Annotated in this window: 12 protein-coding genes; 7 read left to right on the forward strand and 5 right to left on the reverse strand. The window is 69.8% G+C overall.

The annotated features are described in order from the left end of the window. Positions 1 to 14 precede the first annotated feature (14 nt). Genes LGR64_RS14595 through LGR64_RS14605 form a run of 3 tightly spaced genes read right to left on the reverse strand, consistent with a single transcriptional unit; the run spans position 15 to position 5699 of the window. Complete coding sequence (locus tag LGR64_RS14595) at positions 15 to 2915, reverse strand: ligase-associated DNA damage response DEXH box helicase (RefSeq protein ID WP_230355927.1); 2901 nt, start codon at positions 2913 to 2915, stop codon at positions 15 to 17. A gap of 55 nt (positions 2916 to 2970) precedes the next feature. Next, positions 2971 to 4662 carry an ATP-dependent DNA ligase gene (locus LGR64_RS14600; protein WP_230355930.1) on the reverse strand — a complete coding sequence of 564 codons (1692 nt, stop codon included), beginning with the start codon at positions 4660 to 4662 and terminating at the stop codon, positions 2971 to 2973. Further along, complete coding sequence (locus LGR64_RS14605; RefSeq protein ID WP_230355932.1) at positions 4659 to 5699, reverse strand: ligase-associated DNA damage response exonuclease; 1041 nt, start codon at positions 5697 to 5699, stop codon at positions 4659 to 4661. The genes LGR64_RS14600 and LGR64_RS14605 overlap by 4 nt, the downstream gene beginning before the upstream one ends. Before the next feature lie 222 nt (positions 5700 to 5921). Here LGR64_RS14605 and LGR64_RS14610 point away from each other — a divergent pair, with 222 nt between their 5' ends. Beyond that, a complete protein-coding gene (locus LGR64_RS14610; protein WP_012204886.1) occupies positions 5922 to 6179 on the forward strand; it encodes a DUF2789 domain-containing protein in 258 nt (85 codons plus the stop codon). 9 nt (positions 6180 to 6188) lie between these two features. Here LGR64_RS14610 and LGR64_RS14615 read toward each other — a convergent pair whose 3' ends face one another. After that, positions 6189 to 7151: a TauD/TfdA dioxygenase family protein gene (locus tag LGR64_RS14615; RefSeq protein WP_230355934.1), complete on the reverse strand. Its 963-nt coding sequence runs from the start codon at positions 7149 to 7151 to the stop codon at positions 6189 to 6191. Between the two features lie 186 nt (positions 7152 to 7337). Here LGR64_RS14615 and LGR64_RS14620 point away from each other — a divergent pair, with 186 nt between their 5' ends. The 5 genes from LGR64_RS14620 (at position 7338) to LGR64_RS14640 (ending at position 12649) form a co-directional block, all read left to right on the forward strand. Then, on the forward strand, positions 7338 to 8570 hold the full coding sequence (locus LGR64_RS14620) for a SpoIIE family protein phosphatase (RefSeq protein ID WP_230355936.1): 1233 nt from the start codon (positions 7338 to 7340) through the stop codon (positions 8568 to 8570). Positions 8571 to 8579: 9 nt separating this feature from the next. Beyond that, the gene (locus tag LGR64_RS14625) at positions 8580 to 9152 is read left to right on the forward strand and encodes a SiaB family protein kinase (RefSeq protein ID WP_013802972.1); all 573 of its coding nucleotides are present in this window, start codon (positions 8580 to 8582) and stop codon (positions 9150 to 9152) included. A gap of 68 nt (positions 9153 to 9220) precedes the next feature. Further along, on the forward strand, positions 9221 to 9622 hold the full coding sequence (locus tag LGR64_RS14630; RefSeq protein WP_012204882.1) for a DUF1987 domain-containing protein: 402 nt from the start codon (positions 9221 to 9223) through the stop codon (positions 9620 to 9622). Then, positions 9622 to 10362, forward strand: coding sequence for a GGDEF domain-containing protein (locus tag LGR64_RS14635; protein ID WP_034392248.1), 741 nt, complete (start codon positions 9622 to 9624; stop codon positions 10360 to 10362). Before LGR64_RS14630 ends, LGR64_RS14635 begins: the two co-directional genes overlap by 1 nt. 28 nt (positions 10363 to 10390) lie before the next feature. Beyond that, positions 10391 to 12649 (forward strand): putative bifunctional diguanylate cyclase/phosphodiesterase, encoded by a 2259-nt coding sequence (locus LGR64_RS14640; protein WP_230355938.1) that lies wholly within the window; start codon positions 10391 to 10393, stop codon positions 12647 to 12649. 18 nt (positions 12650 to 12667) lie between these two features. Here LGR64_RS14640 and pdxR read toward each other — a convergent pair whose 3' ends face one another. Then, complete coding sequence (gene pdxR, locus LGR64_RS14645) at positions 12668 to 14155, reverse strand: MocR-like pyridoxine biosynthesis transcription factor PdxR (protein ID WP_353175103.1); 1488 nt, start codon at positions 14153 to 14155, stop codon at positions 12668 to 12670. A gap of 232 nt (positions 14156 to 14387) precedes the next feature. Between pdxR and LGR64_RS14650 the strand changes: the two genes are divergently transcribed. Then, complete coding sequence (locus LGR64_RS14650) at positions 14388 to 15260, forward strand: carbon-nitrogen hydrolase family protein (protein ID WP_013802975.1); 873 nt, start codon at positions 14388 to 14390, stop codon at positions 15258 to 15260. The last annotated feature ends 64 nt before the right edge of the window (positions 15261 to 15324 follow it).

Here is a 15324-nt window from a genome sequence, read left to right on the forward strand (position 1 = left end):
GCGGTGCAATGGTTCTACAGCAGCGGCAAGGGCCGCGAGGGCTTGCGCACGCGGCGCGGGCGGCGGCTGGCGGCATCGGCCTCGGGGCCATCGGTGGCCTGCAGCGAGAAATCCAGCGTGCGGCGCACGGCGGCCGTATCCTCGTCCACGGCGGGGGGCTGGTCTGCCTTGGGCTTTTTCCGTGGACGCAGCGGCGGATCGGGCGGGACCAGGTCCTGCGTGCGCGGCTCGCTGGCTGCACCGCCGGCGTCTGCCGCCTCGTGCAGCTGGGCCAGCATGCGCGCGATGCGGTCGGCCAGGTGCTCGTTGGTGAGCTTTTCGCGAAAGCGCTCCACCATCAGCGGAAAGGCAAACGGGCTGGGCCGGCGCAGCGCGCTCACCACCAGCTGCTGGGCCTGCATGCGGCGCAGCGCGGCCAGCAGCTGGGCCACGTCCAGTTCCTGGCTCAGCACTTCCTCATCGGCCTGGCGCAGCAGCAGGTTCATGTCGTCGTATTTGCGAAACACCTCGAAGAACAGCTGGGCCGAGGCCTGCAGCTGGCGCGCGCTGCGGCGCTCGCCCGGGTGGCTCTGGAAGATCAGGCCCGAGACGCGGGCGATCTCGCGGAAGCGCCGCCGCGCCATCTCGGTGGCGTTGAGGCTGGCCAGCACTTCGTGCAGCAGGGCGTGGCGCGCGTCATCGCCCGCCAGGTGGGCATCCTCGGCGGCCTGGTCCCAGTGACGGTCCGCATTGGCGGTGTTGCGCGTGGCGACCGCCTGGCTGGCGGACACGCGCCCGGGCACTGCCACGGCCTGGGCAGGCTCGGCGCGCAGCAGTTCGGGCAGCATGGCGGCCCAGTCACGCTCGGTGGCGCTCAGCAGTTCCAGCCCGTAGTCGTTGACGGCGATGGAGAAGGTGCCCGTCTCGCCCTGCGCGGCACGCCAGGCCAGCAGGCTGGCCAGCCCCGTATGGGCATGGCGGCCCGCAAAGGGGTAGAGGAAGAGATGCCAGCCTTCGCGCGTGCGCAGGGTTTCGGCCAGCAGCGTGCCGGGCGTGGGCAGGGCCGACCAGCGCTGCTGCACCTCCAGCAGGGGGCGCACGCAGCGCAGCTCGGGCGAGTGGTAGTCGCCCGCTGCCGCCAGCGCCAATTGCTGCACCACGAAGTCGGCCAGCACGGTGGACAGCGGCATGCGCGCGCCCGCCCAGCGCGGCACGGTGGGCCGCGTTCTGGCGGCGCGGCGCACGTAGGCGGTCATGTCCTCGATGCGCACCAGCTCCAGCACCTGCCCCGCGAAGACAAAGGCATCGCCGGGCGACAGGCGCGACAGAAAGCTCTCTTCCATGCTGCCCAGCCGCGCGCCGTGCAGGATCTGCACGCTCATGCTGGCGTCGCTGACGATGGTGCCGATGTTGGCGCGGTGCCTGCGCGCCAGCCGCGCGTCGGGCATGCGCCAGATGCCCTCCGCGTCGGGCCGCACGCGCTGGTAGTCGGGATAGGCGGCCAGCGAGGGGCCACCCCGGTGCACGAAGTCCAGGCACCACTGCCAGACCGCAGGCGCCAGCCCGGCGTAGGCGACGGTGCGGCGCACTTCGGCATACAGCTCATCGGGCACGAAGCCGCCGCCCAGGGCCACGGTGGCCAGGTGCTGCACCAGCACGTCCACGGGCTGGCGGGGGCTGGCGCGCATTTCCACCTGCTGCGCGCGCACGGCGGCGCGGGCGGCGGCGGCCTCCACCAGCTCCAGGCTGTGCGTGGGCACCAGGGTGATGCGCGAGGGCCGGCCCGGCGCATGGCCCGAGCGGCCCGCGCGCTGCAGCAGCCGCGCAATGCCCTTGGCCGAGCCGATCTGCAGCACGCGCTCCACGGGCAGGAAGTCCACGCCCAGGTCCAGGCTGCTGGTGCAGACCACGGCCTTGAGCGTGCCGGCCTTGAGCCCGGCCTCCACCCATTCGCGCACACCCCGGTCCAGAGAGCCATGGTGTATGGCCAGCAGCCCGGCCCAGTCGGGCCGGGCCTCCAGCAGCGCCTTGTACCAGAGCTCCGCCTGCGAGCGCACATTCACAAAGACCAAAGTGGAGCCTGCCGTGGCCTCCAGCTCGCGCACCACGGCCGGCAGCATGGCCAGGCCCAGGTGGCCGGCCCAGGAAAAGCGCTCGGGCCGGTCGGGCAGCAAGGTGTCCACCACCAGGCGCTTGTCCACCTGGCCCTGGACCAATACGCCGGGCCGCGGCTGGCCATGGTCGTCCAGGCCCAGGAGGGTCTGCATGGCTTCGTCCAGATTGCCCAGCGTGGCCGACATGCCCCAGACGCTCAGTTGCGGGCTCCAGCCGCGCAGCCGCGCCAGGGCCAGCTGCAGTTGCACGCCGCGCTTGTTGCCCAGCAGCTCATGCCATTCATCGGCCACCACCAGGCGCACGGAGCCCAGCAGCTCGCGCGCATCGGCCCGCGCCAGCAGCAGGGACAGGCTCTCGGGCGTGGTGACCAGCACGGTGGGCAGCTGGCGCGACTGCGCGCTGCGCTCGGCGCTTCCCGTATCGCCCGTGCGTGCGCCCACGGTCCAGCGCGCCAGCGCGGGATGGCCCTGGGCCAGCGCCTGCAAGGGCGTCTGCAGCGCCTTGAGCGTGTCGGCCGCCAGGGCGCGCATGGGCGTGATCCAGAGCACGGTCAGGGGTGCGGCGGCGGGTTTTCTCCTGCTGGGTGGGGCCTGGGCAGGGACCTGGAGAGGGGCCTGTGCAGGCGCGTTGGAGGCCTGCGCAAAGGCCTGCAGCGCGCCCAGCCAGACCGCATAGGTCTTGCCTGCGCCCGTGGTGGCGTGCAGCAGGCCGCTGTGGCCCTGGGCCAGCGCCTTCCACACGGCGCGCTGGAAGGCAAAGGGCTTCCAGCCCCGTGCGGCAAGCCAGGCGGTGGCGAGGGGGTGGGCGGAACGGGTGGCCATGGCGCGGTGCGTCAAGGGTGGGTCGCGGGTGGGTCGCGGGTCGGTCAAGGGTTGATCAAGGGTCGGAATGCGGCAGCAGGGCGGCCAGCGTGTCGATGGAGTCGGCCTCCTGCACAGGCTTGTCCTCGCGCCAGCGCAGCATGCGCGGAAAGCGCACGGCAATGCCGCTCTTGTGGCGTGCGCTGCGCGCAATGCCCTCGAAGCCCAGCTCGAACACCAGGGTGGGCCGCACGCTGCGCACGGGGCCGAAGCTCTCCACCGTGGTCTTGCGGATGACGGCGTCCACGCGCGCCATTTCTGCATCGGTCAGGCCCGAATAGGCCTTGGCGAAGGGCACGAGGGCGCGGCCCTCGGTGCCAGGCGGAGCGTTCCAGACGGCAAAGGTGTAATCGCTGTAGAGGCTGGCGCGACGGCCATGGCCACGCTGTGCATAGATGAGCACGGCATCCACGCTCAGCGGATCGATCTTCCACTTCCACCACACGCCGCTGTCCTTGGTGCGGCCCACGCCGTAGGCGGCATCGCGGGCCTTGAGCATCATGCCCTCCACACCCAGGGAGCGGGCCTGCTCGCGAAGTTCGGCCAGGGCCTGCCAGCTATCGCCTGCCAGCACGGGGCTGGGCAGCAGCGCCGGGTGCGCCACCAGGGCAACCAACCGCTCCAGCCGCGCGCGCCGTTCATGCTGGGGCAGCGCGCGCAGGTCCTGGCCGCCCTCCTCCAGCAGGTCATAGGCCAGCAGCACCACGGGCAGCTCGCGCAGCAGCTTGGGGCCCAGGGTCTTGCGGCCTATGCGCTTTTGCAGGTGGGCAAAGGGGCGCACATGGGCGGGCGCCTCACCCTGCTGCGCGGCCCAGACGACGATCTCGCCGTCGATCACGGTGCCCGCAGGCAAGGCATCGCCCATGGCCTGCAGCTCGGGGAAGCGCTCGCTCACCAGTTCCTCGCCGCGCGACCAGATCCAGGTGCCCAGCGCGTCACCGCTGCCGCGCCGCACGATCTGGGCGCGTATGCCGTCCCATTTCCACTCCACCACCCATTGGGACGGCGGGCCGAGCACGGCGTCGAACTGCTCCAGCGGCAACTGCAGCGGATGGGCCAGGAAGAAGGGATAGGGGTGGCCGCGTGCTTCGCCCGAATGCGCGTCATCGCCCTCTTCCTCTCCCGCCACCAGCCGCAGGTAGTCGGCCGCCCCGGGCCGCGCGCCGATGTGGGTGTAGCCCATGAGCCGCTGGGCGATGCGCTTGGCATCCACGCCGCTGACGGCCGCCAGCGCCTGCGTGACCTGCAGCCGCGACACGCCGACCCGGAAGGCGCCGGTGATCAGCTTGAAGTAGACCAGCCGCTCATCGGCCGCCAGCCGCGCCCATTGCATGCGCAGCGTGTCCGCCAGCGCCTCGGGCGCCATGCCGCGCAGCGGCAGCAGGTGGTCCGTGACCCAGGCGGCCAGGCCCAGGTCGTGCGCGTCACCGGGTGGCGGCAGCAGCAGCGCAATGGTTTCGGCCAGGTCGCCCACGGCCTCGTAGCTTTCGTCGAACAGCCATTCGGGCAGGCCGGCAGCCTCGCGCGCCAGCTCCTTCAAGACCTTGGTGGGCACCAGCTGGCGCGGCTTGCCGCCGGCCAGGAAATAGACGGCCCAGGCCGCATCGGCAGGCGCGGCGGCGCGCAGATAGGCCTGCAGCGCGGCCTGCTTGTCGCGGCTGGCGGTGCTGGCGTCCAGCGCGCGGTAGAGGGCGGCGAAATCCTTCATGGCGCGGGCGCCTCATCCGGTGCAGCCTGGGCGGCGGCAGCCTCGTCCTCATCGCCGTATTCGGTCTGGAAGGCTTGCGCATCCAGCCCCTGCTCGCACAGCCAGCGCACCAGCACCGCCACGCTGCCGTGCGTGACGAAGACACGCTCGGCGCCCGTGGCGCCTATGGCGTACTGCAGGCCGGGCCAGTCGGCGTGGTCGGACATGACAAAGCCCCGGTCCACGCCACGGCGGCGGCGCGTGCCGCGCAGCTGCATCCAGCCGCTGGCAAAGGCATCGGCATGGCCGGGAAACCGGCGCATCCACGGCGTGCCCTGCGCCGAAGGCGGCGCCAGCACCAGGGCGGTCTTGAGCAGTTGTGCATCCACGCCGGGGTCGGTCACGCGCAGCGTGGGCGGCAGGTCCACGCCCGCTGCGCGGTATACGGCATTGAGCGGCTCCACCGCGCCGTGCACGACGATGGGGCCGATGCGGCTGTCCACCCCGTGCAGGATGCGCTGGGCCTTGCCGAAGGCATAGCACAGCAGCACCGAGGGCCGGCCCTGGGCGGCATTGGCCTGCCACCAGGCGTTGATGTCGGCCATGAGCTCGGGCTGGCGGGGCCAGCGGTAGATGGGCAGGCCGAAGGTGGATTCGGTGATGAAGGTGTCGCAGCGCACGGGCTCGAAGGGGGTGCAGGTGCCATCGGCCTCGGTCTTGTAGTCGCCCGAGGCCACCCAGACCTGGCCGCCATGCTCCAGCCGCACCTGGGCCGATCCGAGCACATGGCCGGCCGGGTGCAGGGAGATGCGCACGCCGTGGTGATCGATGGCTTCGCCATACGGCAGGGTCTGCAGCGTGATGTCCGCCCCCAGCCGGGCGCGCAGCACGCCCTCGCTGTCGTCATGGGCCAGGTAATGGGCATGGCCGGCGCGCGCGTGGTCGGAGTGGCCATGCGTGATCACGGCCCGGTCCACGGGCCGCCAGGGGTCGATGTAGAAGTCGCCGGCCGCGCAGTACAGGCCTTCGGGGCGGGCCACGATCAGGTCGGCGGCCATGCGGGATCAGGGGCGGGAATGCTCATGGCCCCATGCTAGTGGGGCGGTCGCCGCGCGCACGCTGGCCCGGAGCGCGGCAGGCTGTCAGCCTGCACCTACCCGTGCAACAAACGACCGCAACCGGGCTGCAACCGCGGGACAACCGCGACACAACCGGTCCGCAGGGCCGGTCAAATCGGGGAAGATAGCGCCCTCTCATCCCACACACATCCACACGCCTTCATGAACAACTCCGTCGTACGCATGTCCAATCTCTTCCTGCAACTGGGCCTGGATGCCAGTGACCAGGCCATTGCCGATTTCATCCGCGCGCACCAGCTGGCCGCCGATGTGGATGTGGTGGATGCGCCCTACTGGAGCGATGCGCAGCGCCAGTTCCTGGCCGAGCAGCTCAAGGCCGATGCGTCGTGGTCCATCGTCGTGGACCAGCTCAGCGAGTCGCTGCACGAAGACGCGGTCAGGCAGCGCGCTGCCCGATAGCACGGGCAGTCAGGCCGCCAGCGGCTCGGGCACCGTGATGTCCACGCTGTGGCGGCCGTCCACGCTGGTGGCCACGGTGCCGGTCACGGTGACGCGGCGCACCACGCGGTGGGCATCGCCGTAGTCGTTGACGGCGTAGTGCTGCGTGGCGCGGTTGTCCCAGATGGCAACGTCGCCCTGCGCCCACTGCCAGCGCACGGTGTTCTCCAGCCGGATGATGCGTTCGTTGAACAGCTGCAGCAGCGCCGTCGATTCATTGGCGCGCAGACCCTTGATGCGCTTGGCGAAGTGGCCCAGCAGCAGCGCCTTCTCTCCGGTCTCGGGGTGCACATGCACCAGCGGCTGCTCCGACTCGATGGTCTTGCGAGTGAAGACCTTGCGGTAGCTGGCGCGGCCTGCGGTCTCGGTCTGGCTGGCCGCGTTCTGGCGGAAGTTCTCGGCGTAGTCGTAGTCGTTGCCATGCACGGCCCACAGCTGCTCGGCCAGTTGCCTGAGCGGCTCGGGCAGGCCCTCATAGGCGGCCACGGTATTGGCCCAGACGGTGTCGCCGCCATGGCCGGGCAGCGTGACGGCGCGCAGCACGCAGACCTTGGGAAAGGCCGCCTTGAAGGTGACGTCGGTATGCCAGGAATCGGCGCGGCCGCCATGCTGGGAATTGAGCTCCAGAAAGGCCGTGCCGTCCGGGGCAGGCACGGTGGGGTGCGATTCGATCTCGCCGAACAGCCGCCCGAAGGCCTGGTGCGATGCATCCGTCAGATGGTGCTGGCCCCGGAAGAACAGCACGCGGTGGCGCAGCAGGGCCGCATGGATCTGCGTGAACTGTTCGGCCGCCAGCTCGCCCGACAGCCTGGCGCCGTGGACCACGGCGCCTATGCGGCCGGACAGCGGCTGGATCTGCAGCGGCTGTTGCGGGTCCTGCTCCAGGTCTTGGGCCACGGTGCTCAGGTGGCTGGCTTCGATGACAGCGTTCACGGCGTCTCTCCTCAGTGCTTGCATGGGTGGAAGCCCCCATGCTAGGAACCGCCCTGCCACGCCACAACGAAGCTTTTGGCGCATGGTTATGCGCAAGAGAAGTGCATGCCAACCAGGGCCGTGCGCGTCACAAAACTGCAACAAGGAAAACGTAACATTCCTTAACAATTTTGCGATGTGCCTTCCATGGATGAGTCCCGCGCCTACCTGAGCGATTCCAGGCCACGTTTCCGCCCACCCAGCGCTGCGGACCTGTGTACCCCCGTTCCCTGCATGACCGCCGACGAGACCAACGAGAAGGTGCTCGAGGTCTTCACGCGCCACCGGGACCTGATCAGCCTGCCCGTGGTGGAGGGCAACCGCCCCATCGGCCTGATCAACCGCAGCATCTTCCTGTCCCAGTTCAGCAAGCCGTTTCGCATGGAGCTGTACGGCAAGAAGAGCTGCATCGCCTTCATGGACAAGGAGCCGCTGGTGGTCGATGCCTCCACCGACATAGACACACTGACCGTGAAGACCGTGGAGTACGGCGAAAAGGCGCTGACCGATGGCTTCATCATCACGCGCGACGGCCTGTTCGCGGGCGTGGGCAACGGTCTGCAGCTGATGCGCGCGGTGGCGGACATGCAGGTGGCGCGCAACCGCCAGATCATGCACAGCATCGAGTACGCCAGCGTGATCCAGCAGTCGCTGCTGCGCAGCTCGCGCGACTCCCTGGCCCGCGCCTGCCCCGGGGCCGACCTGGTCTGGGAGCCGCGCGATGTGGTCGGCGGCGACTTCTACCAGTTCAGCCAGGACGGTGATGGCTGGTTTGCCACCGTGGCCGATTGCACGGGCCACGGCGTGCCCGGCGCCTTCATGACGCTGATCGCCACCAGCAGCCTGAGCCAGGCCATCAAGGAGCACGGCCCGCGCGACCCGGCCGCGCTGCTGGGCCATGTGAACCGCAGCGTCAAGCAGATGCTGGGCCAGCTCGATGGCAAGGATGGCACGCCCGGCTCCGACGACGGGCTGGACGCGGCCTGCTTCTGGTTCGAGCCCGCGCACCGGCGCCTGCGCTTTGCAGGCGCGCGCCTTGCGCTGTTCGTGCTGCGCCCCGGCGCCGAGGCGGTGGAGGTGCTCGATGGCCAGCGCAAGGGCGTGGGCTATGTGGACAGCGAGTTCGACTTCGCCTGGAACAACATCGACCTGGAGCTGCCCGCCGCCACCCTGGTCTTCATCACCACCGACGGCCTGATCGACCAGGTCGGCGGCCCGCGCGGCATCACCTTCGGCAAGAAGCGCCTGCGCGAGCTGCTGCTGGAGCAGGCCGGCCGCACGCCCGCCGAGATCAACCGCGCCCTGCTGGCCGCCCTGCAGACCTGGCAGGGCGAACACCACCGCCGCGACGACCTGACCTTTTTCTGCTTCAGAACCTGAATGTCTCCCATGCCCTCCGCACAGATCGCCGACAAGTACGGCAGCTTCTTCCACCTGGCGCGCCAGCACCAGGTGATCTTCTACTACGTGGGCTACTTCTCGCAGAACATCGTCGCGGCCATGGCCGAGGCCGTGCGGCTGCAGCTGGAAGTGGCCGGCGTGCCGGGCCCCACGCGGCGCAAGCTGTTCTCGTCCTTTGTCGAGATGGCGCAGAACATCATCCATTACTCGGCCGATGCCCTGACCCCGCCCCACCAGGACGATGGCGAGCTGCGCCACGGCGCGGTCTGCATCCGCCGCGAGGACGACGGCAGCTTCGTGCTGCTGTGCGCCAACCCCATCGAGCCTGGCATGGGCGAGGCGCTGCGCGCCAAGCTCGACGCCCTGCGCAGCATGACGCTGGACGAGATCAAGAAGGCCTGCCGCCAGTCGCTGCGCGATGACGCGCCCGAAGGCAGCAAGGGCGCGGGCATGGGTTTCCTGACCCTGGCACGCGATGCGCGCGAGCCGCTGCAGTTCGACTTCGATCCCGCCCAGACCGTGGACGGCCGGCCCGTCTTCTACCTGAAAGCCACGCTCTGAGCCGTCGCTCCGGCACCAGGCCTGGACAGGCCCGGCCCGCAGGCACGGACAACGCACCGAGATCACGCATGGACAACCTCTACATCGCACCGACTCCCAGTTCCCCGGAAGTGGACTTCCAGTTCGACACGCACACGCTGCACCTGCGTGGCGAGTCCTATCCCGAGAACGCCGCCGCCTTCTACGGCGGCATCCTGGCCCGCCTCAAGGACTACCTGGCCCAGCCGCAGCCGGCGCAGCAGCAGGCGCGCATCGAGGTACACATCGCGCTGGCCTACTTCAACAGCTCCAGCACCAAGATGCTGTTCAACCTGATCGAGGCACTGAGCGGCGCCGCCGAGGCCGGCCGGCCCGTGGCCCTGCACTGGTACCACGACGAGGAAGACGACACCATCTGCGAGTTTGGCGAGGAGCTGCGCGACGACTTTCCCGCCATCGCCTTCACCGGCCACCCCGTGAAGGCGGCGTGATGGACACCGTGGCCGCTCCCGCGGACCTCTTCGATGCCGAGCACCAGGCCCTTTTGGCGGCCCGCGCCGCCCACGACCGGGGCGAAGAAGCCGGCGCCCAGGCCTGCCACCAGGCCCTGGGCGTGCTGCTGACCGCCTATGAGCGCCTGCTGCGCGAAACGCGCCGGCTGGTGCGCCGCAGCGACCGGGCCGAGCTGGAGATGACCCAGCTCAACCAGCGCCTGCAGGACCTGGCCGGCGAGCTGGAATACCGCGCCACGCACGACCCGCTGACCGGCGTGCTCAACCGGGCGGCCATCATCGAGCGCGTGAACCGCCACTTCACCCAGCAGGGGCTGGCCCTGATCGTGCTGGACATAGACCACTTCAAGCGCGTGAACGACAGCTTCGGCCACCCCGTGGGCGACAGCGTGATCCTGGGCGTGGTGCGCTGCCTCAAGGCCGCCGTGCCGGCCACGGCCCACATCGGCCGCGTGGGCGGCGAGGAATTCACCGTGCTGCTGCCCCAGCACGACAGCGATGGCGCCGTGTGCGTGGCCGAGCAGGTGCGCGCCGCCATCGAGGCCCATCCCTTTGGCCTGCCCGACGCCAGCTGCATCACGGCCAGCTTCGGCGTGAGCTGGCGCCCGAGCGGCGGCCGCTTCGACGACGCCTACAGCCTGGCCGACGAGGCGCTGTACGCCGCCAAGCGCAGCGGGCGCAACCAGGTCGTGCGCGCGGCAGACCATGCCACGGCCTGAGCGGCGCGGACACAGACAGGGCTGAGGCATGAGTTTCGTGATGCGCGCACGGGCGCCCAGGGCGCCCGCCCCTGCTTCCGCCCTCCTGCAGCCGGCTCTGCAGCCGCCCCCGCCATCGCCCGTGCCCGGGCCTGAATGGCGGGTGCTGATCGTGGACAGCGACCCCGACGTACACGCCGCCTTCCGCCTGGCGCTGGAAGGCCACAGCCTGTTCGGCCGGCCGCTGGTGTTCCTCTACGCCCGCTCCGGCACGCAGGCGCGCAACCTGCTGCGCAGCGAGCAGGACCTGGCCGTGGTGGTGCTCGACGCCGTGACCGATGGCACGGGCGCCGGGCTGGACCTGGTGGATTTCATCCGCTACACGGCCGGCCTGCGCAACAGCCGCATCGTGCTGCGCACCGGCCGCCCGGGCCAGGCGCCCGATCTGGAAACCCTGCTGCGCTACGACATCAACGACTGCCGCACCAAGACCGAACTCACGCCCGACCGGCTGCTGGCCATCGTGGTGACCGCCGTGCGCTCCTACGAGCAGCTGTGCGCCATCGAGGCCAACCGCCGCAGCCTGGAGCTGATGGTGCGCTCCAGCGCCTCGCTGCTGGAGGAAACCAATCTGCACGCCTTCGCGCGGGGCGTGATCACCCAGCTGGCCACCTTGCTGGGCGTGGCCAGCGAAGGCCTGGTCTGCTCGGAGGGCACGCACCCGGCCGAGCCCTACCGCGTGCTCGCGGCCACGGGGCCATTCGCCCGGCTCATCGACCAGCCCATCGCCACCGTGCTGGCCTCGCGCGGGCTGCGCCTGCTGCGCCAGGCGCTGCAGACCCGTCGCAACATCTACGGCGTGCAGCGCGGCGTGGCCCTGTACATCGGCCGGGGCGACGAGCAGGACATGGCCGTCTTCATCGACGCGCCGGCCTCGCACAGCGCACTGGACCGCCAGCTGCTCGAAGTCTTCTGCGCCAACCTGCGCACGCTGCTGCACAACCGCGGCCTGCTGGAGCGCCTGCACCAGTCCGCCTACTTCGACCCCCTGGTCTGCCTGCCCAACCGCGCCCACTTCGTGGAAAAAGTGGACGAATGCGTGTGGCGCGGCACGCGTGACCATGTGCTGGCCCTGGTGGACATCGACGACTTCAGCGCCACCAACGACGTGATGGGCCACCGCTTCGGCGACCGCCTGCTCGAAGCCATGGCCCGCCGCCTGGCCAGCGCCCTGCCCGCAGGCGTGCTGCTGGCGCGCGTGGGATCGGACACCTTCGGCATCCTGGGCCCCACCGACGAGGTGGCCCTGGCCCAGTTGCTGGACTGCGCCCGCCAGCCGCTGGCCGTGGACGGCGTGCCGCACAAGGTCTCGCTGACCTGCGGCTACGTGTACCTGCCCCATGAGCGCCAGGCCGGCACCGACCTGGTCAAGGACGCCACCATCGCCCTCAAGCGCGCCAAGCGCGATCACCGCGGCCAGTTGCTGGAGTACTCCGAGCAGATGGGCATGGAGGCGCGCGACCGCGCCCTGCTGCTGTCCGACCTGCGCGCCGCCATCGACGGCGCCCAGCTTTTCCTGGTCTACCAGCCCCAGGTGGACCTGGAAACCCATGCCCTGGTCGGCCTGGAGGCCCTGCTGCGCTGGCGCCGGCAGGACGGCAGCTTCGTGCCGCCCGACCGCTTCATTCCGGTGGCCGAACATTCGGGCCTCATCGTGCCGCTGGGCCAATGGGTGCTGGCCACGGCCTGCCGCACCATGCGCGAACTGCTGGACGCCGGCCGCGCCCCCAGGCGCATGGCCGTCAATGTCTCCACCGTGCAGCTGCAGGACCCGGGCTTTCTGCAGACCGTGAGCAACGCCCTGGCAGAGCACGGCCTGCAGGGCGCGCAGCTGGAACTGGAGATCACCGAATCCGTCGCGGTCCTGCCCACCCAGCTGCTGCAGGCCACGCTCAGCGCCCTGCGCTCCCTGGGCGTGACCATTGCCATCGACGACTTCGGCACCGGCTACTCCTCGCTGAGCTACCTGGAGCGCCTGCCGCTGGACCGCATCAAGATCGACCGCAGCTTCGTGCGCCAGCTTGGCGAATCACAGGAAGCGCGCATCGCCGAAATGATCGCCCAGCTGGGCCGCAAGCTCGGCCTGCAGGTCCTGGCCGAAGGCATAGAGGACGCCAGCGCCTGGCAGGCCCTGCGCGCCATGGGCTGCCAGGAGGGACAGGGCTATCACGTTGCCCGGCCCATGGACAAGGCGCAGTTGCTGGGCTGGCTGCACCGGCGCACCGGAGTGAATGGCGCGCCGGAGTGAAGACGCCCTGTCGCCCATTCACGGCAGATGGGGCGCGATCACCTCGGCCAGCAGGCCGAAGCTGTGGCGGATCTCCTGCTCCGTCACAGCACCGTAGCCCAGCACCAGGCCCCGGGCCGGATCGGGCCTGAGCGAGTACAGGGACAGCGGCCGCGTGAGAACGCCCAGCTTGCGTGCCTGCCGCGCAATGGCGTCATCGTCCGAGCCGGGCGGCAGGCCCAGCACCAGGTGCAGCCCCGCGTCTCCGCCCTGCACGGTCACCGCCGTGCCCAGGCGCTGGCCTATCTCGTCGATGAGCACGCGCCGGCGCTCGCCGTAGACTTGGCGCATGCGGCGGATGTGGTTGACGTAGTGGCCCTGCCGCATGAACTGCGCCAGCACGATCTGCTGCATGATCTGCCCCTCCCGGAACAGCTCGCTCAGCGCGCGCGCAAAGCTGTCGGCCAGGTCGCTGGGCAGCACGAGGTAGGCCAGACGCAGCGAGGGGAACATGGTCTTGGAGAAGGTGCCCAGGTAGATCACGCGGCCATGCTCGTCCAGGCCCTGCAGCGCAGGAAGCGGGCGCGAGGTGAAGCGGAACTCGCTGTCGTAGTCGTCCTCGACGATCCAGACCCGCTGGGCCACCGCGTAGTCCAGCAGCTGGCGCCTTCGGCCATGGCCCATGAGCACGCCGCTGGGGTACTGGTGCGAGGGCGAGATGAACATCAGCCGCGGCGGTGTCTTCAGTTGCTGCGGCGTGGGCGCCAGGCCCTCGCCGTCCAGCGCGATGGGCTGCAGTTGCAGGCCGGCCATGCGGAACACACTGCGTGCGCCCCAGTAGCCGGGGTCCTCCAGCCAGACGGTGTCGCCGGGATCGGCCAGCAGCTGGGAAATCAGGTGCAGCGCCTGCTGGGCGCCGCTGGTCACCAGGATCTGGTCCGCGCTGCAGGCCACGCCGCGCGTGCCCTGCAAGTGCTCGGCAATGGCTTCGCGCAGCGCGGGATGGCCTGCGCCCGTGGCATAGCTCAGCTGCAGCGGGTTGTGATCGCGCCAGGCCTGGGCGTGCAGGCGGCTCCATAGCGCGGCCGGAAACTGCCGCAGCTCGGGCACGCCCGGCGCGAAGGCGCCCCACTGCAGGTGGCTGGCCCGCGCCCCGCCCACGATGGCGCTGCCGCGCCGCGACAGCGGCGTGCCCCGGCGGCGCGGCAACGGCGGCTGGCTCACGAAGGCCGGCGCCACCTCGGCCACATAGGTGCCCCGCCCCACGCCGGCCTGCACCAGGCCCTCAAGCGCCAGTTGCTCATAGACCTGGACGATGGTGTTGCGCGCAATGCCCAGCGTCTGCGCCAGCTCGCGGCTGGTGGGCAGCCGCGAGCCCGCCGGCAGGGCCTTGCGCAGGATGCCTTCCTTGACGATGCGGTAGAGCTGGCGGTGGTTGTACTCGGCATCGCTACGTTGGAAATGCCGATTGACAAAGTCCGGCAGCGTGGCACTTCCAACGCGGGAAATTGGTTCTCTTTTGTTCACGGTATTTGGTTCTTTTGTTGGGATCAATGTGAACATAGACTCGCCCCCATGTATAGCTATCGAAGGCGTGAAAGCCGAATATTTTTTCAATGACCCGCCTCCAGACACTTCAAAGACCTGTGCCTTCCGCCCGGTTCCATTCGCCCCTCAGTCAGCCTATGTCCTTGAAGTTGAAAGCTTTTCGTTGCGGCACCCCGCCGGCCCGGCAAGCCGCCTGCCAGGAGGTGCAGCCATGAGTACGGCCACCACCTTCGGCATTGCCGGCGTCCAGATGGAGGTTTGCGCCTTCGACAGCAACCTGGAGCGCATGGCCGGCTACCTGCGCCACATCCGCTCGCGTTTTCCCTGGGTCCGCATGGTGCTGTTCTCCGAGCTGGCGGCGCTGGGCCCCAAGCACGACAGGGCCGAGCCGCTGCCCGGCCCCACCGAGGACCGGCTGTGCGGGCTGGCCCGGGAAACCGGCCTGTGGCTGATTCCCGGCTCGCTGTTCGAGAGCGTGGCCGGCCCCGATGGCACGGTGGTCTACAACACCACGCCCGTCATCAACCCGCAGGGCGAGGTCGTCACGCGTTTTCGCAAGCTCTTCCCCTTCAGGCCTTATGAGCGCGATGTGGCCGGCGGCACCGGCTTTTGCGTGTTCGACGTGCCTGGCGCGGGCCGTTTCGGCGTGTCCATCTGCTACGACATGTGGTTTCCGGAAACCACGCGCACGCTGGTGGCCATGGGCGCCGAGGTGATCCTGCACCCCACCATGACGGACACCATCGACCGCGACGTGGAGCTGTGCATCGCACGCGCCTCGGCCGTCACCAACCAGGTCTATTTCTTCGATGTGAACGGCGTGGGCGACGGCGGCGTGGGCCGCTCCATCATCGTGGACCCCTCGGGCTACGTGCTCCACCAGGCCGACAGCGGCGCCCAGATCATGCCCATCGAGGTCGACTTCGCCCGGCTGCGGCACGAGCGCGAACACGGCCTGCGCAGCAACCTGGGCCAGCCGCTCAAGAGCTTCCGCGACCGCGACTGCGATTTCACCGTCTACCGCAAGGACGGCACCGACTTCCCCTACCTGCACAGCCTGGGAGCACTGGACAAGCCCCAATGACCTGACACGCCCCTTTTCCCAGCGATCGACATCACGAGCACCACAAAGCCGCAAGCCACCGGGC

Origin of the sequence: Delftia sp. Lp-1 (assembly GCF_020523835.1) — a bacterium.
Lineage (GTDB): Bacteria > Pseudomonadota > Gammaproteobacteria > Burkholderiales > Burkholderiaceae_C > Comamonas > Comamonas acidovorans.